At 67.1% G+C, this 23,539-nt stretch carries 24 protein-coding genes and 6 pseudogenes; 18 read left to right on the forward strand and 12 right to left on the reverse strand.

Annotated features, from left to right (window positions below; all coding sequences use genetic code 11):
- Nucleotides 1–71 precede the first annotated feature (71 nt).
- Nucleotides 72–650: a TetR/AcrR family transcriptional regulator gene (locus tag ACWC0C_RS34655; protein ID WP_450868133.1), complete on the forward strand. Its 579-nt coding sequence runs from the start codon at nt 72–74 to the stop codon at nt 648–650.
- Nucleotides 651–890: 240 nt separating this feature from the next.
- Here the strand turns inward: ACWC0C_RS34655 and ACWC0C_RS34660 are convergent, their stop codons facing one another.
- Nucleotides 891–1,904 (reverse strand): MarR family transcriptional regulator, encoded by a 1,014-nt coding sequence (locus ACWC0C_RS34660; protein WP_450868134.1) that lies wholly within the window; start codon nt 1,902–1,904, stop codon nt 891–893.
- 214 nt (nt 1,905–2,118) lie between these two features.
- On the opposite strand from ACWC0C_RS34660, the gene ACWC0C_RS34665 reads away from it, so the two are divergent.
- Both ACWC0C_RS34665 and ACWC0C_RS34670 read left to right on the forward strand, forming a co-directional pair.
- Nucleotides 2,119–2,936 (forward strand): IS5 family transposase gene (locus ACWC0C_RS34665; protein ID WP_450868136.1). Its coding sequence is split into 2 segments (ribosomal slippage): nt 2,119–2,470 and nt 2,470–2,936, totalling 819 coding nucleotides; the frame shifts between segments, so codons are not numbered across the junction.
- A gap of 139 nt (nt 2,937–3,075) precedes the next feature.
- A complete protein-coding gene (locus ACWC0C_RS34670; protein ID WP_450868137.1) occupies nt 3,076–3,675 on the forward strand; it encodes a hypothetical protein in 600 nt (199 codons plus the stop codon).
- A 798-nt stretch (nt 3,676–4,473) separates the two neighbouring features.
- On the opposite strand, the gene ACWC0C_RS34675 is transcribed toward ACWC0C_RS34670, so the two are convergent.
- The gene (locus ACWC0C_RS34675; RefSeq protein ID WP_450868139.1) at nt 4,474–5,403 is read right to left on the reverse strand and encodes an ADP-ribosylglycohydrolase family protein; all 930 of its coding nucleotides are present in this window, start codon (nt 5,401–5,403) and stop codon (nt 4,474–4,476) included.
- An 851-nt stretch (nt 5,404–6,254) separates the two neighbouring features.
- Between ACWC0C_RS34675 and ACWC0C_RS34680 the strand changes: the two genes are divergently transcribed.
- From ACWC0C_RS34680 to ACWC0C_RS34690, 3 genes are all read left to right on the forward strand, one after another.
- The gene (locus ACWC0C_RS34680) at nt 6,255–6,557 is read left to right on the forward strand and encodes a hypothetical protein (RefSeq protein ID WP_450868140.1); all 303 of its coding nucleotides are present in this window, start codon (nt 6,255–6,257) and stop codon (nt 6,555–6,557) included.
- Between the two features lie 390 nt (nt 6,558–6,947).
- Nucleotides 6,948–7,316 carry a VOC family protein gene (locus ACWC0C_RS34685; protein ID WP_449199920.1) on the forward strand — a complete coding sequence of 123 codons (369 nt, stop codon included), beginning with the start codon at nt 6,948–6,950 and terminating at the stop codon, nt 7,314–7,316.
- Nucleotides 7,317–7,893: 577 nt separating this feature from the next.
- Nucleotides 7,894–8,403 (forward strand): hypothetical protein, encoded by a 510-nt coding sequence (locus tag ACWC0C_RS34690; RefSeq protein WP_450868141.1) that lies wholly within the window; start codon nt 7,894–7,896, stop codon nt 8,401–8,403.
- Nucleotides 8,404–8,582: 179 nt separating this feature from the next.
- On the opposite strand, the gene ACWC0C_RS34695 is transcribed toward ACWC0C_RS34690, so the two are convergent.
- On the reverse strand, nt 8,583–8,981 hold the full coding sequence (locus ACWC0C_RS34695; RefSeq protein ID WP_450868143.1) for a peptidoglycan-binding domain-containing protein: 399 nt from the start codon (nt 8,979–8,981) through the stop codon (nt 8,583–8,585).
- A 385-nt stretch (nt 8,982–9,366) separates the two neighbouring features.
- On the opposite strand from ACWC0C_RS34695, the gene ACWC0C_RS34700 reads away from it, so the two are divergent.
- The 3 genes from ACWC0C_RS34700 to ACWC0C_RS34710 all read left to right on the forward strand — a co-directional run bounded on the left by ACWC0C_RS34700 (nt 9,367) and on the right by ACWC0C_RS34710 (nt 10,841).
- Nucleotides 9,367–10,344 (forward strand): helix-turn-helix domain-containing protein, encoded by a 978-nt coding sequence (locus tag ACWC0C_RS34700; RefSeq protein WP_450868144.1) that lies wholly within the window; start codon nt 9,367–9,369, stop codon nt 10,342–10,344.
- 100 nt (nt 10,345–10,444) lie between these two features.
- Nucleotides 10,445–10,573, forward strand: coding sequence for a hypothetical protein (locus ACWC0C_RS34705; protein WP_450868146.1), 129 nt, complete (start codon nt 10,445–10,447; stop codon nt 10,571–10,573).
- Between the two features lie 82 nt (nt 10,574–10,655).
- Nucleotides 10,656–10,841, forward strand: coding sequence for a hypothetical protein (locus ACWC0C_RS34710; protein ID WP_450868147.1), 186 nt, complete (start codon nt 10,656–10,658; stop codon nt 10,839–10,841).
- A gap of 138 nt (nt 10,842–10,979) precedes the next feature.
- Here the strand turns inward: ACWC0C_RS34710 and ACWC0C_RS34715 are convergent.
- Both ACWC0C_RS34715 and ACWC0C_RS34720 read right to left on the reverse strand, forming a co-directional pair.
- Nucleotides 10,980–11,066, reverse strand: a pseudogene (locus ACWC0C_RS34715) (ANTAR domain-containing protein); the annotation flags it as partial.
- A 36-nt stretch (nt 11,067–11,102) separates the two neighbouring features.
- Nucleotides 11,103–12,167 carry a hypothetical protein gene (locus tag ACWC0C_RS34720; RefSeq protein WP_450868149.1) on the reverse strand — a complete coding sequence of 355 codons (1,065 nt, stop codon included), beginning with the start codon at nt 12,165–12,167 and terminating at the stop codon, nt 11,103–11,105.
- A 387-nt stretch (nt 12,168–12,554) separates the two neighbouring features.
- Between ACWC0C_RS34720 and ACWC0C_RS34725 the strand changes: the two are divergent.
- A pseudogene (locus ACWC0C_RS34725) lies at nt 12,555–12,683 on the forward strand (IS110 family transposase); the annotation flags it as partial.
- Between the two features lie 52 nt (nt 12,684–12,735).
- A complete protein-coding gene (locus ACWC0C_RS34730) occupies nt 12,736–13,254 on the forward strand; it encodes a VOC family protein (RefSeq protein WP_450868151.1) in 519 nt (172 codons plus the stop codon).
- A gap of 207 nt (nt 13,255–13,461) precedes the next feature.
- Here the strand turns inward: ACWC0C_RS34730 and ACWC0C_RS34735 are convergent.
- Nucleotides 13,462–13,767, reverse strand: a pseudogene (locus tag ACWC0C_RS34735) (hypothetical protein); the annotation flags it as partial.
- Nucleotides 13,768–13,915: 148 nt separating this feature from the next.
- The gene (locus ACWC0C_RS34740) at nt 13,916–14,419 is read right to left on the reverse strand and encodes a MarR family winged helix-turn-helix transcriptional regulator (RefSeq protein WP_450868153.1); all 504 of its coding nucleotides are present in this window, start codon (nt 14,417–14,419) and stop codon (nt 13,916–13,918) included.
- A gap of 85 nt (nt 14,420–14,504) precedes the next feature.
- On the opposite strand from ACWC0C_RS34740, the gene ACWC0C_RS34745 reads away from it, so the two are divergent.
- On the forward strand, nt 14,505–15,353 hold the full coding sequence (locus ACWC0C_RS34745; RefSeq protein WP_450868154.1) for an alpha/beta fold hydrolase: 849 nt from the start codon (nt 14,505–14,507) through the stop codon (nt 15,351–15,353).
- Between the two features lie 148 nt (nt 15,354–15,501).
- Here ACWC0C_RS34745 and ACWC0C_RS34750 read toward each other — a convergent pair.
- A pseudogene (locus tag ACWC0C_RS34750) lies at nt 15,502–15,742 on the reverse strand (IS5/IS1182 family transposase); the annotation flags it as partial.
- Nucleotides 15,743–15,902: 160 nt separating this feature from the next.
- On the opposite strand from ACWC0C_RS34750, the gene ACWC0C_RS34755 reads away from it, so the two are divergent.
- From ACWC0C_RS34755 to ACWC0C_RS34765, 3 genes are all read left to right on the forward strand, one after another.
- Entirely contained in the window at nt 15,903–16,463 is a 561-nt protein-coding gene (locus ACWC0C_RS34755; protein ID WP_450868155.1) for a WXG100-like domain-containing protein, read from the forward strand.
- 183 nt (nt 16,464–16,646) lie between these two features.
- Complete coding sequence (locus tag ACWC0C_RS34760) at nt 16,647–16,949, forward strand: restriction endonuclease fold toxin-2 domain-containing protein (RefSeq protein ID WP_450868157.1); 303 nt, start codon at nt 16,647–16,649, stop codon at nt 16,947–16,949.
- Nucleotides 16,950–16,982: 33 nt separating this feature from the next.
- Nucleotides 16,983–17,429: a hypothetical protein gene (locus tag ACWC0C_RS34765; protein ID WP_450868159.1), complete on the forward strand. Its 447-nt coding sequence runs from the start codon at nt 16,983–16,985 to the stop codon at nt 17,427–17,429.
- Nucleotides 17,430–18,027: 598 nt separating this feature from the next.
- Here ACWC0C_RS34765 and ACWC0C_RS34770 read toward each other — a convergent pair.
- Nucleotides 18,028–18,300, reverse strand: coding sequence for a VOC family protein (locus tag ACWC0C_RS34770; RefSeq protein WP_450868171.1), 273 nt, complete (start codon nt 18,298–18,300; stop codon nt 18,028–18,030).
- 500 nt (nt 18,301–18,800) lie between these two features.
- Here ACWC0C_RS34770 and ACWC0C_RS34775 point away from each other — a divergent pair.
- A pseudogene (locus ACWC0C_RS34775) lies at nt 18,801–19,962 on the forward strand (transposase).
- Nucleotides 19,963–19,970: 8 nt separating this feature from the next.
- Here the strand turns inward: ACWC0C_RS34775 and ACWC0C_RS34780 are convergent.
- A complete protein-coding gene (locus tag ACWC0C_RS34780; protein WP_450868161.1) occupies nt 19,971–20,555 on the reverse strand; it encodes a DinB family protein in 585 nt (194 codons plus the stop codon).
- A gap of 5 nt (nt 20,556–20,560) precedes the next feature.
- On the opposite strand from ACWC0C_RS34780, the gene ACWC0C_RS34785 reads away from it, so the two are divergent.
- Nucleotides 20,561–20,689, forward strand: a complete 129-nt coding sequence (locus ACWC0C_RS34785; protein ID WP_450868163.1) for a hypothetical protein — start codon at nt 20,561–20,563, stop codon at nt 20,687–20,689.
- A 492-nt stretch (nt 20,690–21,181) separates the two neighbouring features.
- Here the strand turns inward: ACWC0C_RS34785 and ACWC0C_RS34790 are convergent, their stop codons facing one another.
- Entirely contained in the window at nt 21,182–21,724 is a 543-nt protein-coding gene (locus ACWC0C_RS34790) for a hypothetical protein (protein ID WP_450868164.1), read from the reverse strand.
- A 115-nt stretch (nt 21,725–21,839) separates the two neighbouring features.
- On the opposite strand from ACWC0C_RS34790, the pseudogene ACWC0C_RS34795 reads away from it, so the two are divergent.
- Nucleotides 21,840–22,170 (forward strand): annotated as a pseudogene (locus ACWC0C_RS34795) (HNH endonuclease family protein); the annotation flags it as partial.
- 203 nt (nt 22,171–22,373) lie between these two features.
- On the opposite strand, the gene ACWC0C_RS34800 reads toward ACWC0C_RS34795, so the two are convergent.
- A complete protein-coding gene (locus ACWC0C_RS34800) occupies nt 22,374–23,036 on the reverse strand; it encodes a hypothetical protein (RefSeq protein ID WP_450868166.1) in 663 nt (220 codons plus the stop codon).
- Nucleotides 23,037–23,539 lie beyond the last annotated feature (503 nt).

Here is a 23,539-nt window from a genome sequence, read left to right on the forward strand (position 1 = left end):
AGCGCTGCTAGCTGATGAGGCAACGCTAGTACTGCTGACGCTCGATTGTCTAGCGGTGCTAGGATCGAATCATGTCGGTACAGGAACGCAAGCAGCGCGAACGGGCGGAGCGTGAGCGCCTCATCGTGGCGACAGCCCGCGAACTCGCCGAGCAGCAGGGCTGGGACGCAGTCACCACCCGCCGGCTCGCCGAGCGCATCGAATACAGCCAGCCCGTCCTCTACAGCCACTTCCGCGGCAAGCGCGAGATCATCGGCGCCGTCGCCCTTCAGGGGGCCGCCGAACTGGCCACAGTGGTGCGGGCCGCGACCTCCGCCGCGGACGGCCCGCGCGCCCGGGTCGCCGCTCTGGCCCGCGCCTACCTCGACTTCGCCGCACGCAACCCGGCGGTCTACGACGCCTTGTTCCAGCTTGACGGCGGCCTGGCGTACGCGCAGGAGGACACCCCCGAGCCTCTGAAGGACGCCTTCGCCGCCCTGTTGGAGACTCTCGCCGAGGTCGCCGGGGACGGCGTCCCCCCGGGGCTGTTCACCGAGGTGTTCTGGGCGTCCCTGCACGGCCTTGCGACCCTGACCCGCGCGGGCCGCCTGCTGCCCGAGGACGCCGAGCCGAGGGTGGAGCTGCTGGTGGATCGGCTCGCCGTGGTCTGACACGCCGTCCCGGCGGGCACGCAGCCGGGGCCCTCGGGCCCCGCCACTACCTGCCTGCGGCAACGCTTCCTGTCGCTGGCGTCCACACGGCGCAGCCGCAGATCGCCGGGCCCCGCACCCCAGACGGGGCACCCGCCCCGGAGGCTGCGATGCTCATTGATCACGACCCGATACGCGCCCTAGGCCACAATGCGAGGTCCTCGGTCCGGCGCTCCGGACCGAGAGGCGCTGAGCGGCACGTCACCGCACGGCTGGCGCTGGATGAGGCACTGACAGCCGCTCTGCGCCACGCCCGGGTTGGCTGTCGTCGGTTGATCCGTGTACCAGGTCCGTGCCCAGTCGCGTCGGGGCGTGGTGGACCGTTTGGCCGTTGCGGACGGTGGCGATGAGGCCGGACTCGCGCAGGACGGAGGCGTGTCGCGAGGCGGCTGCGGCCGATACTCCGAGAGTCGCCGCGAGCCGTCCGGTAGTCAGGCCCGGCGTCCTGACCACGGCGACCAGTGCCGCCGCCCTCGTCGCTCCCAGGAGCGACACCAAGGCCTGGGCCGGAATGTGGAGCTCGGGGTCGCGGGTGATGGCGCCGGCGGTAGCGGGGTAGGTGACCGTCACCGAATCGGCCAGCGGGTCGAACATGATTCGGGAGGCCAACGCCGTGGGCTGGAAGATCAAGGGACGCCCTTCGAGGGACTCTTCGGCTTCGATGATGGTGTTCAGGAGCAGTCTTTGACCGTCCCAGCGGATCGACGGGTGCAAGGAGTTCAGCATGTCGTCAATGCCGCCGATCGCGGTATGGACTCCTGCCCTGGCTGATGCGGTGGCGACGGCCGAGGTGATCCCTCGACGGTAGGGGTCCAGGGCCGTGGTGCGAAAGCTGGTGAGGATGTGGTTCAGCGTTCTCACCGCGCCCGAGTGGCCATCGGCAAGCGCGCGGGTGAATGGAGTCAGGGCGCCGGATCGGGCCAGGTCCCGCAGATGAGCGGTAGCTGGTGGGGAGTCAGGGTCGATTCCTGACGGTGTTGCGTGGGCGACCTGATCGAAGAACGCCGGAATGTACATGTTCGTATACAGGTCGAACAGCCTGCTGTCGTTGGGGTTCCAGCCGCGGGCGACCTCCAGCCGCCACCCCGACGGAGTTCGGTTGGGGGTCCGGTCGGCCAGTTGAGCCCCGCCCATCGCGAGCTCGTAACCGAAGTCAGGCGCGTCGGCGACCTGTAACCGCTCCAGGTCATCCGTCGACAGACTGATCCGTATCAACCTGGCTCCCCCCGGGGCCATGCGCTGGCGAGTCGGCCTCAGACCTTTTGCATGGACACGCAAAAGCCTAGCGGCTTGGGGCACTGACGGTCGATCGTGGAAACACGTCTTCGGCTGCGGCCGGTGCAATTGGCCACTTCCCATCCCGCTTACTGGTTCTAACAAAAGCGGTTTGATCATGTGACTGTCGGCTTGATCACTCGTTGATGCGAACATGAGGAAGCGTCAGTCGCGGCCGTGGATCGTGTCGGACGAACTGTGGTCGCTCATCGAGCCGTTGCTGCCCGAGCCGCCGCCGAAGCTGGTGGAAGGGCGGCCGCGAGTGCCTGACCGTCAGGCCTTGTGCGGCATCCTGTTCGTCCTGCACACCGGCATCCAGTGGGAGTACCTGCCCCAGGAGCTCGGCTTTGGCTCGGGCATGACCTGCTGGCGGCGCCTCGCGGCCTGGAACGAAGCCGGCGTCTGGGACCAGCTGCACCAGCTGCTGCTGAACAAGCTCCGGTCGAAGAACCAGCTGGACTGGTCTCGGGCGGTGATCGACTCCTCCCACGTCCGGGCCGCCCGCAGGGGCCCAAAAGCGGACCCAGCCCGGTCGACCGCGCACGCCCGGGCAGCAAACACCACATCATCACCGACGGCCAAGGCATCCCGCTCGCGGTGTCGCTGACCGGTGGAAACCGCAACGACGTCACCCAACTGCTGCCACTGTTGGACAAGATCCCGGCAGTGGCCGGAGTCGTCGGACGGCCACGCAGGCGGCCCGACATGCTCTTCGCGGACCGCGGCTACGACCACGACAAGTACCGTCGGCTCCTACGGCAGCGCGGGATCCGGCCCGCGATCGCCGAGCGGGGGCAACCGCACGGCACCGGCCTGGGCACCTTCCGCTGGGTCGTCGAGCGGACGATCTCCTGGCTGCACGGTTTCCGCCGCCTGCGCATCCGCTGGGAGCGACGCGACGACATCCATGAAGCCTTCCTCGGACTCGCTGTCTGCTTGATCACCCACCGGCACGTCCAGAGGCTTTGTTAGGGCCATTTAGCGCAAGGCCGGCTCGAGCAGCAGCAACCCGGGGCGCTCCAGCTAACGCCTCGTCAACATCGTCCTCCGGTATGACCGTTCGCCGGAGGATCACCACAGTCAGTTGACGCACAAACGTCAGGGGGAACACATGAACCTCGCCCGAAAACTGGCAACCGGAGTCATCGCCGCGGGGCTTGCCACCGCTGGCCTCGCCGCCGCCACGCCCGCAAGTGCAACCGTCTACAACGTCGGGAGTGCCTTGGCCGGTGCCGGTACCGCCGGCGCCACAGCGCGCCCCGGCCCGCAGCTGCACGCGAGCAAGCCGACCACGATCCGGCCCGCCTGCTGGAGCCCCATCAACATCGGGCAGCCCGGCAACGTCTACGGCTGGAACGGCAATTACGCGGGCCAGGTCGAGCAGCAGTACAACACCTGCGATGGCACCGTGTGGGCGCACTTCCAGTGGTACGGGCCGTACCAGGCTGCCAACCGTGGTGACACGATCACGCTTGTCGTGAGCTCGCCCTATGGCGGCGTGTACTCCACGCCGTATCTGTTCCACGCGAGCGGAGACAAGGACGACTACGCCGGCGGTCTCAACCACGGCATCCCGAACCCGGACGCCTGGCGTGCGGGCGCCCAGTGGAACCAAAACGGCTGCGTCGCGTGGGGCACGCTGCACTGGTACGGCGGTCAGGACTGGTCCGCCCCGACGGCCACCTGCGGAAGCTGGGTCGCCCCGTCCTGAGGCGAGTAGCTGAGCGCCCGGTGTGGGAAGGGTGGACCGTCGAGGTCAATCCGCCTGCCGCTGGGGCACTACGTCGGTGTGGCCTTGATCTGCCCAGGTCAAGGTCACACCGATTGCAATTGGTGGGGCAACAGTCACCGCGCAGTGGCTACCGAGCCCGGCCACGTGGCGAGGTTCGGGCGGGCGTCCATGGCGAGGTTCACCTCCCCGTACGGGCGTACGGGGGACCAGAACAGCGGGGTCAGGCCGCGCCGATCGGCTGGAGTGAGGAGGCCGGCCCCACGTGGAGCGGCATCCGCTCGCCGTCGTGGCTGAGGCGTCGGCGCTGGAAACGCCACCGCCGCCTGCTGCCTCTACCTGTTCCGCATGCGCCGCGGAGAGCTCCGCGGCGCTGACCACGGGATGCGCCAGGCCCTCAGTCGGGCTCGCTGGGTGCGGCAGTCGACCGCGATGCGGCTGCTGCAGAGCGGTCACGACTGCCCTGGCGCCCGGACGTCCAGACTTCACGGGCGATCACGACGATGCCGGAGGTGATGGTGAGCGCCAACTCGGGAGATGCTCATGCCACAGATCCTGGAGAAGGTCCGGACGAGAGAGGCCCCAAGGTGCGGCGCCGAGCGCGGCCGTGGCGGACCAAGCCTGTCACGGTCCGCTCGCAGTGACTCTGGATGCCTCGCGCGGGACGTCGTCTCTGATGAAAAGCCGCTCCGCGCGGTCAGCCGAGCACGCGGGGCTGACCTTGCCGGTCAGAACGGCGACGCCTGAGGGCCCGCCCCTACGGCTGGAGGATGGTCCGCTTCAGCCTGCGAGGCGGTGGGCAAGGTGGAGCAGATCTTCCAGGTACAGCACCCGTCCGTCGAACCCTGGGAGGGGGACATGGAGCGGCCGGGTCCAGCGGGCGGGGATCGCACCCAGTCCGTAGTACGCCCCCGCGAGGCCTCCGGTCACCGCGGCGACGGTGTCCGTGTCACCGCCAAGGTCGATCGCCGCGCGTAGCGCGTCCTCGAAGCTGGTGGTGGTGCGCAGGGCCCAGACGGCAGAGCCCAGGCAGGGCCAGACGGCCCCGTTGAACTCAGTCGCCTGATCAGGGTGCCAGCCGGGAGCGAGGACTGTGGCGTAGCGCGCGCGGTGGTCGGAATGGACACGAGCCAGGATGTCCGGGAGCGCAGTGAGGGGGTCGGCGTCTTCGAAGGTGACGCGGATGAGTTCGTGGAAGATCGCGGTGCCTTCCCAGGCCGCGCGGTCACCGTGGGTGAGGGCAGCGATGCGGCGGGCCGCTTCCATGGTGGCTTCTCGGCCGGCGTGAGCGAAGTGGACCGCGGATGTCGATGCCCGCATCAGGGAACCGTTTCCAGCAGCTCGCTGGTTGAGCTGGAAATGGATCGCGGCGGCGAGGTCCCAGGGCATGCCGCTGGTTAGGACGTCTTCGGTCTGCAAGCCGATGTCCTTGGGTTCCGATGCCGCCCACCGCTGGAAGCGGGCGAAGATGTCCGGAAGATCCAGTCCGCCCCGCTCCAGCAGGGACTCCGCGACCAGGACGGCCATCTGTGTATCGTCGGTGGCCTCGCCCGGGTCCCAGCCGCCGCCTCCGCTCATCTCGCCGCCGGCACCAGGCACAGGAAACCGCGCAGAGAACGCGCCCGGGGCGCCGAACTCGAAGGGGCCGCCCAGGGCGTCACCCACAGCTGAGCCGATGACCGCGCCGGCGGCCCGCTGAATCCGCTTCATTCAGGCAGGCTATCTGTGCCATCTCGGCGGCCGCGCGGCACTGTTCCTTCTCTGGCTCCTCAATCATCGCCAGCGAACGCGTCTCGTCCTACGGCGGTTTAGAAGCTGCTGCCTTTCCGATCTTGAAGTGTGGCGGCCGAGCGGGAGTCTCATTCGGGCGCTCGCTGCCTTGGTACGGGACGGGTCAAGTAACGCCGGCTCAACGCATGGTGCGCTTGGAACGAAGCTCGTTAGTGTCGACCGTCGTCAATGCCACGTCCAGCGGCACGCCCGTACCAGCCGCGGCGGCCAGTCGCTCGCGCACTTCGCGCGGTGTACGAGGCCGCCATCCGGGCCCGTCACAGCAGCCCGAGTGGAACGTGACACCGGCGTTCAGCAGGGCGGTCAACGTCCGCCAGCTAGCCGTGTCGCGCCGCTTCGGCACGGCGAGGTCCTGGCCCGCGTCGATCAACTCTCCACCGCAGCGCGGGCATCGGCTCGCCCACGTGCCGCGCTTCTTGAACGAGGAACGGCAGGGGAGGCAGACGTAATGCCGGTTCGGAGTCGACCCTCGAAAGCACATCGCACCAGTATGGCAAGGGGACCTCGCCCACCCAAGCGATTATGAAGACGTGGCTATTGCCGTTCCGATCTCGACGTGTGTTGTCCAACGGGGATCTCGATCGGGTGGACTCGACCGGTGCCGGGCTGGTTGCAGGGCGGCCGGGCGGGCAGCCGGAGGCGTACTGCCACCCGGCGATGCTGGACGCGATCCGCTACCTCGTCGACACCGGCTGCAAGTGGCAAGTTATTGAGAATTCGTCAGTTACCTCGATGGCCATGTCGCGTGGGAGTCGCGACAACCTGCTGCTGTGTCGTCGGACGAGAGCCTGGTGGCGGTCGCCCGGCTCTTGCGCGAGTTCCACGACCTGACGGCCGGCACCGCGTTGGCTGGAGACCACGAGGTGGTGTGTCACAACGACCTGTCGCCCATGAACACGGTCTATCGGCCGGTCAGCGGCTCGCTACGGCCGACGGCGTTCATCGACTGGGACCTTGCGGCTGGGACCTTGCGGCGCCGGGCGCCCGGATCCATGACATCGCTCATGTCTGCTGGCAGTACCTCGGTCTGGGTCCTGCCGTGGCTGACGTCGGAGAGACAGCCCGGCGCATGAGACTCATCGCTGACAGCTACGAGTTGTCGGACCGGCAAGGTCTGGTGCCCACGGTTTTGTGGTAGCAAGACCGCTGCTGGCGGGGCATTGAGACCGGGGCGCGTGCCGGTGACGTCGCCCTGGTCCGGCTGCGTGATGCCGGGGTGGTCAGGGAAGTTCAGGCGGCGTATCAGTGGGTTTCCGATCATCAGGGCGAGTTGGAATTCTCATTGAAGCTCCGCCATATTGAAGTGGCTGGTCAGCGGGGTGGCGTGACCCCGCTTCGGGGTGCTCGTGCTGGTCGTGGGCGGCAGTCTGTGGTGTAGATCGTCTGGCAGGGCGGTTTTGCCGATGAGTTCACCGTCCTCGAACGGTCTACCCAGCGACACGACCGTTCTCGACAGGAGTGCCATGTCCACCATCCAGCCAGTGATCTTGACTGCCGACCACGACGTCCTGCTCGGCTTCTATACGAAATTGTTCGGCGCCGAGGAGATCTTCCGGGTGCCGGAGGAAGGCCCGGTCTTCTACCTCGGCTTGCGCATCGGCGACACCGACCTGGGGCTGGTGGCCAAGACGGACCCGGGGACCGGGGCGGCACCGCGGATCCTGCTCAGCATCGGTGTCGACGACGTCGACGAGACGCTCGGCCGGGTAACGGCGCTGGGCGGCTCGGTCCGCGGCGGCCCCAACGACATGCCGTGGGGACAGCGCGTCGCCCACATCCAGGACCCCGACGGCAACCCGTTGAACCTCACCCAGCCGATCCCGGCTCAGTGACGCTGTTCCGGGTGCTTGTGGTCGCGCCAAGGAGTGTCCCGCCCATGCCTACAAGGCCGAGTAACGTCGTTGAGTCCACCCCGGCATTCTCAGGCCGAGCACCACTTCGGGATGCCGGCAAGAGAACCTTGTCGCCAGCCGCAAACGGTGCTCCCCGTACTCGGTGAAGTTCGCCGGCCCGGCTTCCGGCGCTCACCCAGGGCGATGCCGTAGGGGGCCGCTGATGCACCAACTTTCTGGGCAGAGGGGACAGCCGGACCCCTACGGCATACGAAGGCTCGTTCCGTCACCCCTCGTGGCGGAACGAGCCTTCGCCGTGCGTCCTCCAGTGCTGTGACTGAGCGCCCGAGTGGGTACCGTTCGTCAGATAGATGCTCAGAGCCTCAGAGAGGCGATGAGGACTTTCCGGGCACTCTGGCTCTTCTGAGTACGAGACTGAGTAGGGCGACGGTGTCGTCGGCCTGGGTGGCGGTGTTCGGATGGCTTCATGATGCCGACTCCTTCCGCCGCTCCCGCGGCGTCCGCTTTCCGCCGCCGGTTCAGGGTCCTGGGGCTGTCCGTAGCCGGGCCTGTTGCGATGTCCCTGCTCGTGGGCTGCACCGCCGAGGTGGGTGGTCCAGTCCGTTCCGAGGCGCAGTTTCTGGAGCATGTACGCGACACGCAGGTCGCCGGCGAGGACACGGTTCGCTTCCTGGGCTCGGATCCGGACTCCGTGATCCTGGGAAAGTCCAGGGCCAGCGCATCCTGCGTGGACGATCTCGGTGTGGACCGGGCTGACACCCACCGGGACCAGCCGTCCGTCTCCTGGGCCCCGGATTTCAAGGAGGGCGACGCCGGGTATCGCGCGGCGGTCGCCGACCTTCGCAGGTGGTGGTCCCAGCGGGGATGGAAGGTGACGACGCAGCCGGAGACTGACCCGGTCACCGGCAAAGCGACCGGCCTGGTAGAGATCCACACCACCGACGACCACGGCGTCGCGCTATCGCTGAGTCCCGGCCGACGTACCGGCGAGGGACTGGTCGTCGCCGACGGCGGCTGCGTCCGCCACGACGGCTACTGGGACACAGACGACTGGAGCCGCTTCTGAACAGAGCCAGCCACCGTGGTCGATGCGGGACGAATCAGGACACATGGGCACCCGCTGGAGGCGAAGGAGATCCCCGAGGCATACCTCAAAAGTCCACCTTCGCAGCCTGGTGGCTTGCCGACAACGATGTCCCGTCCCCCGTTCCACGGGACATCAGGGTTACGACGGCCGCCGACCGGTCAGAAGTACGAAGGGACGAAGTCGTAGCAGTAGTTGTAACCGCCGTAGTAGCTGTCCCCGTCGAGCAGCAGCCAGCCGCCGGTGCCCTTGCCCACGATGCCGTCCTGGCTCAGACCGTGACCCGAAACTCCCTGGTACCACTCGACCCACTTCTTCGTCTGGGGCCCCCAGAGGTGCTCTTCCGGCAACGGCCGACCCTTGCCCTTCGAATACGCCACGTCGTTGACCAGGTGCTGAACGCACCAGACCCCATGAATGTTGTTGGGGTAGCCGTCACCGATGTACGAGGCACTCGGCGAGGCCGAGGCCTGAGTGGCGAGCGCACCGGTCATGCCGGTGAGAAGCAATGCGGTACCTACGGCGGTCGCCGCCACCTTGCGGATACGCGTGCCGTTCATGATGCTTCCTCTGCTTCCTGTCGTTCGACGGTGTGCCCGACCCGACCAGATTTGCGAAGTGCCGTGTTGCTGTCAGGCCGATGGAGCCGGCCCAAGCCATCGATGCCGCCTAGCGGATCGATCACCCATCGCCGTCCTAACTCCCCGCAGGCGCCGACTTGGCTCCGACCACTGTCTGAGGCCGCTGTGGCCTAAAGGCTTCTCAGGGACGGCGTCCGATTCACGCCTTCTTTCTCCGGCCTCTGGTAGTCGAGACTCGGCAAGCTCCGTACAACTCCATGGTCGGCAGTCCGTCCGGAGCGCCGCAAAGGATTCGGTCCTGCCCGAACAGCGCAGCTCCGGCGCAGGCTGACGTCAGCTGACACAGGGGAGTTCGATGCTTTGCGTGCACTTCACGCTGGAGGACCTGCTGCAGGTCACCTTGGCGCCGGCTCCGGCACCGCTGATAGAACTGGTCCTTGCCACCGCCATGCTGCAACAACAGGGCATCGACCCGGTCTTCTCCCGATGGCAGCAACGAACGCTCCGGACTCTCCCTCGCACCGCACGCCCTCTTCTGGAACTCGTACCTCCGACGGGGAAGGGACCGCTGTTCCTTGACCCCCTCAGCCGGGGACTCGATGACGGGCTGGACCAGGTCCGGTCGAGCCCCACCGCGTTCGTGCGCGCCGAACTGCAACGTGTATGCGCCGCCGGTCGCCCGCAAACTCCGTGGAAAATCCACCTCGCCGAACAGGACCAAGATGCCTGGCAGTTACTTCAAGACGCGGTACGCGCCGGGTACAACGGTCTCCTGGCCCCCGCCTGGGACCGAATCACCTCCGGGTTCGACGCGGAGCAGGCGTGGCGCGCCCAGGTTCTCGCACGGCACGGGATCCGCGCGATGCTGGCCGGTCTGACCTCCGGAATCCGCTGGCGCGGAGCCGTCCTGGAGATCGACTCCCCCGAAAACCGTGAGATCCACCTGGCCGGGCGCGGCATCACCCTGCTGCCTTCGGCGTCCTGGGCCGGCCGGCCTCTGATCGGCGACTACCCCGGTCGTCCTGCGCTGCTGGTCTACCGCGCGGTAACTCCGCTGACGTTGCTGGAGGAACCCACGACCAACGATCCGGTGGCCGTCCTCCTGGGGCGCACCCGGGCCGCCATCCTCACTCTGCTCACCCGGCAACGCACCACCACCGAGGTGGCACGTGACCTCCGCATCAGCAAGTCCTCCGCCTCCGAGCACGCCAAGGCGCTTCGGCATGCCGGCTTGATTGTCAGCCAACGCGAAGGCCAAGCCGTTTGGCACACCTGCACGCCACTTGGGTTGGTACTCATCAGTGGGAGCAGCGCAACCGAGGCCGCTGATCTCGCGCGGTGAGTGCGTGGTTCGGTTCCCTGCGAGCAAGAGAACATGCAGCCAGCCTCGAGTCCGCGCTGCCGCATGGTGACCACAATGGGCGGGGGACGACACCTGGCGCATGGTCTGGGCACCCAGCACCGAGCCCGGCGCCGTCCCGGTCACCGCGATGCGACACACCGCCGCACCGACGACCGCCGCCGGTATCCCCAACCCCGACGAAGGCGCGCCCGCGACCTGGGCGGCCTGACAGGCGTCGCCAGACACGGCAAAGGCCTGTGCTCCTCGCGCTGCGCGGCAAGCACAGGCCCCGACGGGCTGATCGCCGGTACATGGAGACACGGGACTACGCCCCTCTCTCCCGCAGCACGACAGAGAGGATCTCCCGGCGCAAGTCGCTGCCGGGCTCGGTACGCACCCTCCAGGCGTACTTGGTCGGCTGCCAGATCCCCGAGGCGAAGTTCCCCGTGTGGGTTCAGGCGTGGGGACGCCTCCGCGGCAAGCAGCGCCGCGCCTGACTCCTGAGCGACGATCTCCTCCACCTCCCGGGCGCGCACCCCTGGTGTGGTCCCAGTGGTGGTGGATGCACGCCGGCCGCCGGGCGGCGGGCAGCCCTGCCTGAGCCGCTCGTGAAGCGGCGCCCGGGTGTTACAGGTGCCTTGTTCGATCACCCTGCGGGCGACCTCGCGCAGTTTGATGTTGTTCTCCTGGGAGAAGCGGCGCAGGACGTCGAAGGTCTGTTTGGTCTCGGATTGAGCCGCCGTGCGACCGTGGGTTCCTCAGCGGACGGTGTCGAACTCGCGCACCACCTGTGGCAGGGCCTTGAGGACCGTCGTACTGTGGTCGTACTCCCCTACGTCACTGAGCCGTTGGTCGGCTCCGTTGGCAATCAGCTGGCGCTGGCAGTGCACGGCGTTCGTAAAGGAGACGTCCTTGTCGCCCTTGGCGTGAAAGAGGTGCACCGGGACGTCGGGACGCCAGTCACACGTGGTGTCCATCACCTTCAGTTCGCGTCGAAGATTCCCCGTGGGGTAGCGCACCTTCTGAAGGAAGTCTTCGGTGAACAGTTGCTTCGAGGTTTTGGGCAGTGCGGCCGCGAGCTGCGAGGCCTCGTGGTCGCCGTCGAACAGCGTCTCCACGGCCTTGTCGTATGGGGCTCGGAACGCCTGGTTCGGGGCGCCGTACAGGCCGTACATCCGGTTCCACGCGGTTGCGAAATAGGCGAGGTACAGCGAGGACCGTTCGACCCTGTCGTCTGCCGCGGCGGCCTCGAAACCGCTCAGATCGAACGGGCCGGCGATCGGAGCGAGGGCGCCAGGACGGAAGTACGGGTCTACGCCCTGCTGGAGGGCCCTCCCGAACAGCATCGTGGCGGGGCCGCCCTGGGAGAACCCGCTGATGAGCACGCGCCGGTCGAGGCCGCGACCGTCCCTGCGGGCGAACGCGCGAGCCGCCCGCAACGCGTCCACTGAAGCCGTAACGGTCGCCTTCGGGTTCCCGTACGGATGGATTCCGGGGCCTTTTCCGAGGCCGAGGTAGTCCGGGGCAGATACCGCGCGCCCGGTGGAGGCGAACAGCAAAGCCGTGGCCCGGTCGGGTGATTCGTCGTTTACTGAGGCCACTGCTCCTCGGTACACCTCGGTGCCGTGCAGCCAGGACACAACTCGAAGGCTGCGTTCGTCGTTCTTCGGCATCGCGACCAACTCGCTGGCCGTGCTGGGTTTGCCCTTGAAATCGACGGTGCGGTACACGATTCGGTTGGCCCGCACGCCGTAGCGCACCTGTGTTGTATCGATACCCGCCTTGGCCAGGCGGGCTGTGACGCCCTTGGCGTCCAGGTCCACCACGGGGGTCACGGAGACCACCGAACCGCGCGCTGCGGGATGCTGGTGAGCAGGCGGGGAGGAACGCTGACTGTCGTCGTCACACCCGGCCGCCGCCAGTACGGTCACGGCACACACCAGGGCGAGGGCGGCGTGCTTGGCTGATCTTCCGTCGAACCGAGAAAAGTTCATGGCTGGACTCTGCCGTTCCCGGCGCACTCGGCACATTGCGACTAACACCCCACTTGGCAGGGGGTTCTCCCTACCCGTGCGGCTGACCCTGGAACTGGTTCATGTCCCGCTCCCCATTGGCCGATCGGTGCCGGAACGGAGCCTGCCGACTCTGGCGGGGGTGCGGTGGCGCGTGACGACGGCACGGAAACGGAAGGGGACACGATGAGACGCCCTCCGGTCGAGGCATCCTCTGGCAAGACCCAGCGCCGCAGGTCCAACCGAGGCTGCGATCGTCAGGCAAGCGCCGCCGCCCTCTATCGGATCGTACTCAGCCGCCTGCGTTGGGAGGGGCCTTTACAGGACTAGCTGCGGCGGCGCCTAGCGGGCGAGGACGGCTGCTGACATGATCCATCGCATGACATCCCAGCCACAGGTTCCGGTTCCGTCGCGCTACGCACGAGTCAACGCCTGGGTGATCAGCCGCGACAGTGATGCAGAAGTGCATTTCTTGAAGTCGGCGTTCGGAGCGGCCGAGACCCCCGGCTCCCGAATGCTCGATCCCGACGGTGATATCGGTCATGTCGAGGTCGAGATCGGCGAGAGCGTCATCATGCTCTTCGATGCCAAACCCGGCTGGCCATCGACCCCGTCTCACCTACGTGTCTATGTCGATGACGTCCGTGCGACTGTGGATCTGGCCATCGCGGCCGGCGCCCGTGTGGTGACCCACCCGACCCTGCTCGCCTTCGGCGAGCGCGTTGCCCGTGTGCGAGACCCCCAGGGACATCTGTGGTGGTTGCACGAGCGGGTAGAGGACGTCGCCCCTGACGAGTTGGCCAGCCGTTTTGCCGATCCGGACGCTCAAGAGGCCATGGCCTACGTCCAGCGAACACTGCGGGAAGAACTGGGGACGGCCCCTGCGAACCAGCCGTAACCGACCTGTCCCCTGCAGCGGGCGGCGAGAGGTGCTGGCGCCGCAGCCGGCGCCAGTGCTGCGAGCGGCAAGCCGACGAACAGAACGCTGCCGTCGCCTTCGCCCACGGCATCAGCGGACCACCGCACCCGCGACATAACCGCGGCCCGTATTGTCTCCCGGTACCACAATCAGCCGCAGTCGGGAAACGCCCTCCCTGCGCATCCGTCAGGCGAGGTCAGTCAGGTCTTCCGCGAACACGTGCGACAGAGGTTGCGGTCCCACATACTGCTGGCAGTTGCACTGACCAGCCTTGTAGCGCAGCGGCTTCTTGTTCTCATCCCAGGCCGTTGGCACTTCGACACGTTCGTGGCACTGGCCCTGCTTGTCGTGCTTGGCGAGATGGTGCGTGCATCCGCACACTGGCTCCGGCTTGCGCGCCGCTTCGATGGCCAACCGTTCCTGCTTCGCCGCCTCCAGCAACTGCAACTTGCGCTCATGCCGATTGAGGAGTGCGGTACGGACGTTGTCGGCTGCTGTGGGCCAGCATAGATGCTCATCCGAGGCACTTGGAGGTCGCGCAGATAGGTGGCTGGCGGGCCTGGCTGACGGATTGGAACAGGCAATGATCGTGGAGTGGCGACGCTCTGTGACCGCAGGAGATCCTGTGCCCGCGCTGGCATCATGGCTGACCGAACCGCTGTGGGAACGGTTGCCGTGTTGGCGACATCCCGGCGGTGGCGGTACCCGTCGACGCGTCGTGGCCGGGAGCGGCTGCTTGGAGGGCAGCGGTCAGGTAGCGGTGAGCGATGTCCAGTTCGGCCGGGGTGAAGTCCTCGGCTGCCGCGACCAGGTTGGCGATGAGCGGGCCGAAGAAGGACCGGCCCAGCTCCATGGCTTTCTGTTCCACCGTCAGCACGACCCGTCGTCGGTCGTTTTCATCGCGCCTACGCCGGACGAGCCCCAGGCGCTCCAGCCGGTCGAGCAGGGCAGTGGTGCCAGCCGAGTTGAGCCGTAGCGCCGCACCGAGTCGGCTTGGGGTGACGTCGGTGCCCGCCCGGTCGGCGTCAAGCAGATGGATCAGAGCCCGCAGATCAGTCGTGTGCAGGCCGTTTCGCGCCGCGAACTCGGCGCCGCGCAGGTCGAATTCCACGGTTACCGCGCGCAATAGGTGGACCAGCCGCATCGCGGGGTTGGTGTCATCACTCACCGGGCTAGTATCTCGCTGAGCGAGACACTTGGTCAACGAGACGATTCCCTGGGGGTTCACCGTGTCCTCATCCCAAGATTTCTTCGCCGCCTACGACGCACTCCTCGCCCGCTGGCCCACCGGTACCACCGAGATCGACGTTCCCACCCCGTACGGCACCACCCGCGTCCACGCCTACGGCCCCGCTGACGCCACCCCAGTCCTCCTTCTGCACGGCGGCGGCTCCACCGGCGCGGTCTGGTTCGCCAATGCCCCGGCACTCGGCACGCAGCACCGGGTGCTGGCCGTCGACATCCTCGGCGATGCCGGACGCAGCGTCCCCGGCGGGCGCCCGCTGCGCACAACCACCGACCTCATGGCCTGGTTGGACGCACTGCTCGACGGCCTCACCGTGTCCCGCACACACCTGCTGGGCCACTCCTACGGCGGCTGGATCGCCCTGGCCTACGCCCTGCACGCCGCACGGCGGGTCGATCGGCTGGTACTGCTCGACCCGACCCAGTGCTTCGCCAACTACCGCCTGGGTTTCCTTCTGCGCTCGCTGCCGATGCTGTTGCGCCCGACGGAAGCCCGTGCGCGGGCCTTCCTGGACCGCGAAACCGCAGGGACCGACACCGACCTGGGTTGGAAGCGGCTCTATGCCTTGGCGGTCTCGGGCTTCTCGAACCGGAAACTGGTCGTCGGCCGCCGCCCGGACCCCACGGAACTGAGCGTCCCGCTCCTGCTCCTTCTCGCCGGCCGCAGTGGCACCCACGACGCCGCGAACGTCGCAGCCCGCGCCCGCAAGGCCGTACCGGACGCCCGGATCGAGATCCTCGCCGAGCTCACCCACTTCGCTATGCCCACCGCCGTGCCCGAGCAGTTGAACCACTGGATCACCGACTTCCTGGCAGACAACCAGGGGAAGTAAGCCGTCCCGGGCCTGGTTTGAAGGGAGACCAAGCGGAGCGGATTGCGCTGAGGGCCATTCAGCGGCGCGATCCACACTTCGGGGGAAGGCACGCGGTCGTTCATGGTCGGCGGAGGGGACCTCCCTCCCAGCGATGGGTGGTCCAGGCTCAGTGGATCAGGCTACGAGCGGTGATGATCGCGTCGGCAAGGTCGAAGAAGCCTTCGATGACACTGATCCGCCGTTCGTAGCAGCGCGCGAGCCGGTGGAAGGCGTTCTGCCAGGCGTGGGTGCGCTCGACATGCCACCGCTGGGTGGCCTGGACCGGCGCCCTGGTCCCCTTGCGGGCGATCCGTGCCGTGCAGGCCGCGCTCACCAAGCAGGGCGCGGGACTTGGCCGAGTCGTAGCCAACGGTGTCACGGGCGTCGGACAGGGCACGGGGGAACGGTGGATCTGCGCCATCGGACAGAGAACTTCGTCGCCTGCTGTTCACCGAGCTGAGTGCCCATGGAGGTACGGCGGGCGACGGCGCGGCCGGCAGAGCCTTTGTCAAGGTGTATACCGAGGCCGTGAAGACGGTCTTCGACCAGTCGGGCTTCGCCCACCAGGTGATGGCCAACGGCGCGGGCGCCCTGCTCAGCGCATCCGAGGAACTCCTCAAGCACGGCGACAAGGTCGCAGCCACGCTCTTGGAACAGAGCCCCATCACGCCCGGGATCGATGCTCAGCCGGCCGGCCCCGATTGCAGTCCTCGCGCCAGCCACAACGCCGAGGACCTGCCGAACGTCGTCGGCGAGACCAGCGGCATCGATCAGTACCTGTTCAACGAGCGATTCCTCGGACAGCCGCACAAACTGCGGGCCGTCGCCAACACCTGGCGCAGCGCGGCCAAGATCCTCCACGACGCCTACGGGGACTCCCGCGACGCGTGGACGTCGGCCCCCCTCGATCAGGCCGGCCATACGGCTGACACGGTGGAGTGCTTCTTCGAGAAGTTCGTCGGCAAGACACCACCGCCCGGCGAAGTGGGCGATCGCGACACTCTCCTGGCGAACCTCCCAACCGCCTGCACGATGCTCGCCAACGCCTGCGACGCCTACGCCGACCACGTCGAAACCGCCAAACAGTGACTTCCCATGGAGAACAGCGGACTCGACGGTGACTTCCTGTGGCCCTGAGAACAGCCACGCTTCGGGGGTGACGGCCACGACGGCGGCCTGCATGACCTCATAGCCGGGGACACGCGCATCACCTCGCTCGGCAAGATCCCTCACGCACTGGACAGCTCTCGGTCCCGAGTGACCATGCCGCTGATGGTGGACGGGTTCCGCAACGTCGACGGGATGGCCGTCGACGCAAAATACGTGAACAAGCCGAACCAGCCGTGCTACCGCTCGCTGGAAGACCTCCACAAGAACCATGCGACCAACGACAGGGACTTCCTCTACGACAATGACCGTCAGGAACTGCGAAAGTACGCTGCCGCGCTCAATGACCCGCGTAACAAGGAGATCCGTGGCATCGAGACGATCACCAGCAACCAGGAGTCCGTCCCGTATTGGCGCATCATGATGGCTGCCTACGGCGTCAAAGGCCACGCCCGCTACGTCCCCTGACCACCGCCACCCGCACGCACAGGAAGTACCGCTATGGAACCGGAAAAGGTCGCGGAACTGCGTACCATGTTCGTTTTCACCCCTCCTCACGGACACCGCTGGGGGCTGACCTTCGAGGTGCTGGAAGCACGGCTGCGCGAGCGTAATCCAGACACGTTCATCCGTGTCGATGACGGGGGAGACGGACCGGTCCGCGGGGCGTCGATGATCTTCGGAATCACTCTCGATGCCGAGGACCTCGAAGGCCTGGCCAGCCTGGAGCCCGAGGGCGTGTCCGTACTGGATTGCAACGCCCACTTGGCGGCGCGCTTCGCGTTGTGGCTCCGGAACAACGTGGCACCTGCTGACGTCCCGGTCATGTTCAATACGGAGTGGGGGATCGAGGAAGGCCTCGAGCGTACTCTCGTCCCCGACGCCATGCGTCCCCGGATCACCGCTGCCTTCGTCAGGCACATCGAGGAGAACGGCGGCCTCGACTGACAAGGCCCAAACACGGTCGCTGCGGTCACCGGCGTTGGCCACCAGTGAGACGTGGTTGCCGGGACAAGGACTCCTGGTCTTCAGGCCGGCTCTGGCCCTTGCCGTCGAGCTGTTCTCCTTCCTCTGATCCGACCTGCTCCGCCACATCGACTGTCAGCTCGACCTGCACCCCGGGCAGAGGTCACCCGCGGCGTCGGCTCCCGCACCGCCGCCCTGGCCATGGTGCCAGCAACGGTGGCGCGCGGTCTGTTCCGGCTGGGGCTGATGCACCCCGAGATCACCATCGTCTGCCGACTTTGCCTATGCCGGCACGCTCGTTGACTGGGCACTGCCCGAGCACTCCGAGGCGATGCTCGCCCTCGCCGGCGATCACGCTCATGACGCACCGACTCACCCGACGTCCCGTCCATCCCGTCCACCGGGCTGGGCGAAGCCTCGCGCCGTGGAGGCTGTTGCAGCAGCCTGGGTAGCTGGATTGAACGGGAGTTGAGTCCAGCGCCTCGGCGTCGGTGACGTTGAAGGCGCCCCACACCGGAGTCCACCCGGCGCCCTTGACGGGCGAGTGCCGTACGCCGGGCCGCTTCCACGCTGGAGAACGTCATGCTTCGTGATCGGGGTCGAGTACCACCCTGAACCTGTTGCCTTCCGGATCCGTCATCAGGGCTTCCACGGGTTCATGGAGTTCGACCAGAGAAGCGCCCTTGGCGATCAGCGTCTGAACCTGCTCGGCGACCGTTCCGACAAGGACGGTGACGACCGGCAGCACAGCCGGAGATTCCGCTTCGCCGACGCTGTACGCACCAAAACCCGGAATACTGCCCCAGAACCTGATCATTTTCTCCGGGTCTACGGCTTCAAAATGAACATGCATGCTCAACTGTCTCACTTTCATCTGTGCGACCGAAACCCGTAACGGCCTACCGAATCGATCCGGCAGGCCGTTACAGGTGAACGGATTTCAGCAGTCGATCACGGTGTTGTGCGAGTCCGCGATTCCGGTTCGCTGAAGCGTTCGTGGGATCACTGGGCAGTTCAAAGACCGGTTCTCAGCTTGTGCTTTATGGTCGTCGGCTTCGTTGAGGTCAGCAGCGCACGCGGGCGGTGTCGCTCAATTTCGTACTGCCGTAGCTCGCCGATCCGGTGTCGCCTTGTGTGAGCCACCACGTCCCGTTCACCACCGCTCCCTTCAGTCACGACTTCAGGCGGGTTGCCTGAGCGACCGAGCTCCGTAGTGCCGAATTGTCCGTCGAACTGACTCCCTCACGCGGAAGTTCACCAGACGTGTGGGCGGCCTCCGTCCGACTCTGGGCTCCGACCAAGGAATGCACCGAACCAGAACGAGGGCCGTGGGGATGAGTCTGCCGCACCTCGATGTCCCCGGGGGAAGTGTTCGCCGAAGCGTCATGCTTCCGAGACGACTTCTTCGACTGCCTTACCGCCCGCGAGGACGAACTGTTTGAGCTGGCCGACGCGTTGCTGTGTGCGGACGGGTCGGTGACTACGCCGGTGGACCTGACATTGGTGGCCGGACATCGGCGCGGACACGGCGCGATGTACGACGCGTTGAACAACGGGAACGTCGACGTGCCGCGACTGCGACAAGTGTTAGCCGGGTTGCCCATGCCGCAGGCTGCCGACGGGCGCTTGGTCCTGGCGGTGGACATCACCCACCGGCTCTGATCGTCTTCGACGCCGGCTACCACGCTCCACGCATGGCGCACCTGCTGAAAGGGCTGCCAGTGGAGGTTCTCGAGCAATGCGCACGGACCGCGTGATGCGCAAGCCGGTCCCGGTTCCCTGGATCTCGCCGCCGGAGGGTGGATGGCCGCCGAAGCACGGCAAGCAGTTTCGCTTTGCCCGCCCGGAGACATGGGGTGATTCGGATGCCGCGACGGTGCAGGTCACGGACCGCTACGGGACTGCGCGGGCGCTGGCCTGGGACCGCATCCACCCCAGGCTGACCACTCGGTCCGCGTGGATCGACCACACCGGCCCTCTGCCGGCGATCGAAGGCACCCAGATCCTCTTGGAAGTCGACCGCTTGCCCGCCGGCGGGGACCCGCTGCCACTCTGGCTCTGGTCGTCCGCCACCGGCCTGAGCGGCGAAGACGACGATCTGCGCTGGCAGGCGTTCCTCCGCCGGTTCGACCTGGAGCACACCTTCAGAATGATCAAGCAGACGCTCGACTGGACCCGTCCGAAACTCCGCACGCCCGCGGCAGCGGACCGATGGACCTGGCTGATCATCGCCGCCCACACTCAACTCCGCCTCGCCCGGCCCTTCGCCGAGGACCTCCGTCGGCCCTGGGAACGGCATGCAGAACCCGGTCGACTCACCCCCGCCCGCGTCCGCCGCGGGTTCAGGAACCTGCGCCCCCACATGCCTTGCCCAGCCCGTGCACCCAAACCGAACCGGCCAGGTCCCGGCAGGCCCCTTAGCTCCAAGAACCGACACCCCGCCACCCGCTACGACGTGGGCAAGACCATCAAACGACCCGAGACGATCACCGAAGGCAACCAGGCCAGACCATAAGGCACAAGCTATGCCTTGATTGGTGCGGCCGACCTGGCGGCCTGCTCGATCTTCGCGCAGTAGGCTGCACGGGCTTCCTCGTCGATCTGCTGTTCGTGTTCGGCGCGCACCCCGGTCCGGCCGTCGAGGCCCTCGCGCAGGATATCGGCGTGCCCGGCATGCCGGATGGATTCGCCGAGGACATGGACCATGACGGCGAACAGGTTCGTGTTGGGATAAGGCTCCGGCCACCACGGCACGTGGCCGGGGGCGTCGAGGGGAAGCTCGTTGATCGTCGCGTCCGAGTGTTCCCACGTGCGCTGGTAGAACCCGATGATCTGATCACGGGTCTCGTCCTCGGTCGCCCACAGATCGCTGCCGTTGTAGTCCTGCCATCGGGGCAGCGGTTCGGGGGAAGGGCGGTCGAAGACCTCGCCGAAATACCTGGCCTCGACGGTGGCCACGTGCTTGATCAAGCCGAGGAGGTTGGTCCCGGTCGCTGTCAAAGGTCGGCGGGCGTCGTATTCGGACAAGCCGTCGAGTTTGCAGAGCAGCGCCTTGCGGTCCCGCCGCAGTCTCCCGTGCAGGTTGTCTTTCGCGAATTCATCGATCATGCGGCATGAGCCTGCCATGGGCTGCTCGTGGTCTCAAGATCCCGTATGCGGTCCGCGACGACTGCCAGAGCCGAGGCCTGGCCATGGCCGCCGCCCTGACCTGCTACAAGAAGCTCGCGAAACTTGCCACGTGAGACACCCTCTCAGTCCGAGGCCACCCGTCCGATGATCGCCGTGACCGCTCGCCGCACCCTTGGCACCGGCCCGAGGCTCTCTCTCAGGGCATCCGCGCCGCACAAGCCGACCTTCTCGACGCACTGCCCGGTGTCCATTAGCACGATGGCGCCGTAGGCCCTCCGGCCGCGTACAACCTGGGATCGTGGAACGGTCGCGGCGACCGTTCCACGAATGCAAACGACTGATGTGACAGTGACGTCAGCGAGAGCAACGGCGAACACTCTGGCGGTGGTGACCACCACCGCCATCCAGACCCCACCGAGCAGTCCGGTGGGGTGATCGTTCTCAAGTCCACCAGGGTGAACTCGGCCCAGGGCCGGGATCGGCGGTGGGGCGGGGCGGTCCGGTGCCCAGCGGGCGGCGGTCGGTCACCGCCCGATCACCCCGGCTTCCCGAGCGGGGACAGCCAGATGACGAGACGCTCGGTGCGACAAGCCCGCGCCGGACGCTCAAGCATCTGCCCGACGGCTGCCGGGTGCGGGCACGTGGGCCGGGTCGTCGGTGCGCAGGAGAGAGTTGGCCAGTACCGACAGCAGGTGCGGCCACCACGTGGGATGCGCTCGCAGCAGATGGCGTAGGGCGGGGCTGTTCTCAACGGTGTGGCGGCAGTAGTCCCCCCACGGGCTGGCGCTGCCGCTCTCGGGGACCCGCTCGTGTACGTGTACTCCGCTGCTCATCACGTCGGCGAGAAGTTCCGCGAGGGTGATGACGGCCTCACGCTCGGGGCCGGCCCCGGGGAGCGGCTTACCGCCGTAGAAGTACTCCCGCATACCCTCCCGCCCCAGCGTGAGGATATGCACCTCGCGCAGGGATCCAAGTACCGTGTCGTTCACCGACACAGCCGCCACGACATTGCTCACCTTCGCCTGCTTGACGGCCACCTGCGTCTGCCGCGCGGCCGCCTTCGTCTGCCTGGCCAGATAGAGCATCGACCACGTGTTGAGACACACCGCGAGTGCCGCCACTAACGCGCCCACGCCCTCTGCCGACATGCAGCCCCCCGTCTCGCACACATGCGCAAGAAGCAGTACCGCGAGGACCCGCTCCGGCAACGGCCGGAACAGAACCCGTCCGTCAGCAGGCAGTGCGGTTCAGGACGTCCTTCATATAGACATCGACCTCCTGGTCCCGCTGGCCGCGAGGCCTGGGACTCCGGCGCCTTCGCGTGGACGGCCAAGGAGCGCGAGGCCTACGCCAACGATCTGGGCGACGACCGGGTGCTGATCGTGTGTCGGCCGCGTCGAACCGGTCCAAGGCGGACCAGGACCCGTCCATGTGGCTACCGCCGGCCGCCGGCTACCGCTGCACCTATGTCACCGACTGGGTGACGGACAAGACCCGCTGGGGCTTGAGCGTCGATGCCGCCGAGCAGACAGCGCTCGCTGAAGTCCTGAGCAGCTGTCGGGACGTTACCGTCACTGTCACCCAGGCCCGCTGAACCTCCGGCCCGCACTCTGGCTCCCGCCGGGCCCCGGGGCCGACGCGTCATCGCCGGCGATCGGCGTGCGAACGCCATTTGCGCGGTGAACGGAAGGGCCGGATTCGCCCGCCAGTTGAGGGTTCGGACCGCTCCTCCCCGTCAAGGGCGCTTACGGCGTCATGTATCCGCTCCGGCCGCCGGTACGGCGTGGCGTTGCCGCTCTACCGCTCGGCGGTGCCGTCCTCACCGTCAATCTCGTAGATCCGTCCTTGAAGCCGTTCACCGGCCCAGTCCAGCCCGACGTCCAGGTCAAACCAGTGCCGATCCTTGCGGACTTCGGGCGGTGAGAGGTTCACCGCCGCCCAGGAGAACACCCCCAGGAGGATGGAACGCCCGTGCTGTGTGGTGCGCACGGACAACGCGAACGGCGCGGCGAGTGCCGCGCGGGTGACCAACATGACCTGTTCGTCTTCAGGATGCCGACGTCCACCCGTGAGAAACCGGGGCGTTTCAAGGATCTTGACCCACTCGACCACTGCGTCTGCCACCTGGGCGCGCAAGGACGCTTCGATGCCCTTCCGGACGGCGGTCGCGGGATCATCGCCGAGCCAGCCAAGCCAGTGATCAGGATCAGTGAGCTTGCTGAAGTCGTCCTGTGGCACCCCGTGACGGGGATTCTCCTGGTACTCACCTGTCAGCTTGCCGTTGCTATCCACCAGCCACGCGCCGCGGATTGCCTCGGGAGGTACGTAGCCGTTCGGGTCGTCGATGTACGTCGGGTCGATCTCGGCGACGCTGCCACCGGGATTCTCAGCAGCCGCAGCCAGTAGCGCCGGCTCGTTCGGTATGCCCTTACGTCGGCTTCGCGAGCCAAAACGCCCCACGTTCCCACCCTCACCGTTGCCTGCCCAGTTGACTGCGATTGTGCCGCATCGGTCAGGACCGCATGAGAGGGGCGTGACGGCGACTGGTAGGTCGACAACTGGATGCGGTGACTCGGCCGTGCGGGTCACTCGCCGAACACGAGGTCCGCGTCGGGCGGGCAGGGGAATGGAATGTCGCGGGCATAGAGCTGGGTGACGGGGAGGAGGGGGATCGGGCCGTCGAACCACGGGCGGCCAGCCCTGATCCGCTCCAAGGTCTCCAGCTCCTCGGGGGTCCACTTGGGTGCCTCGGGGTCGAGGTGCAGCCGCTCGGCCTCTGCGGCGCGGACGCGGCGGTGGAGCCGGATGTCATCCGGTGGGTGAGTGGACCACCGGTGCCGCCCTGCTGTTGTGCGGCTCGTCGCAGTACGGCCACGGCTCGTCGGGGGGGGGGCGGTGGGGCGCCCCCCCGGCCGCTTTGTTGTCCGGAGTGTGCCCGGCGGCCCCGGGGTCGGCTTTCTATG

It is taken from the genome of Streptomyces sp. NPDC001709 (genome assembly GCF_053596375.1).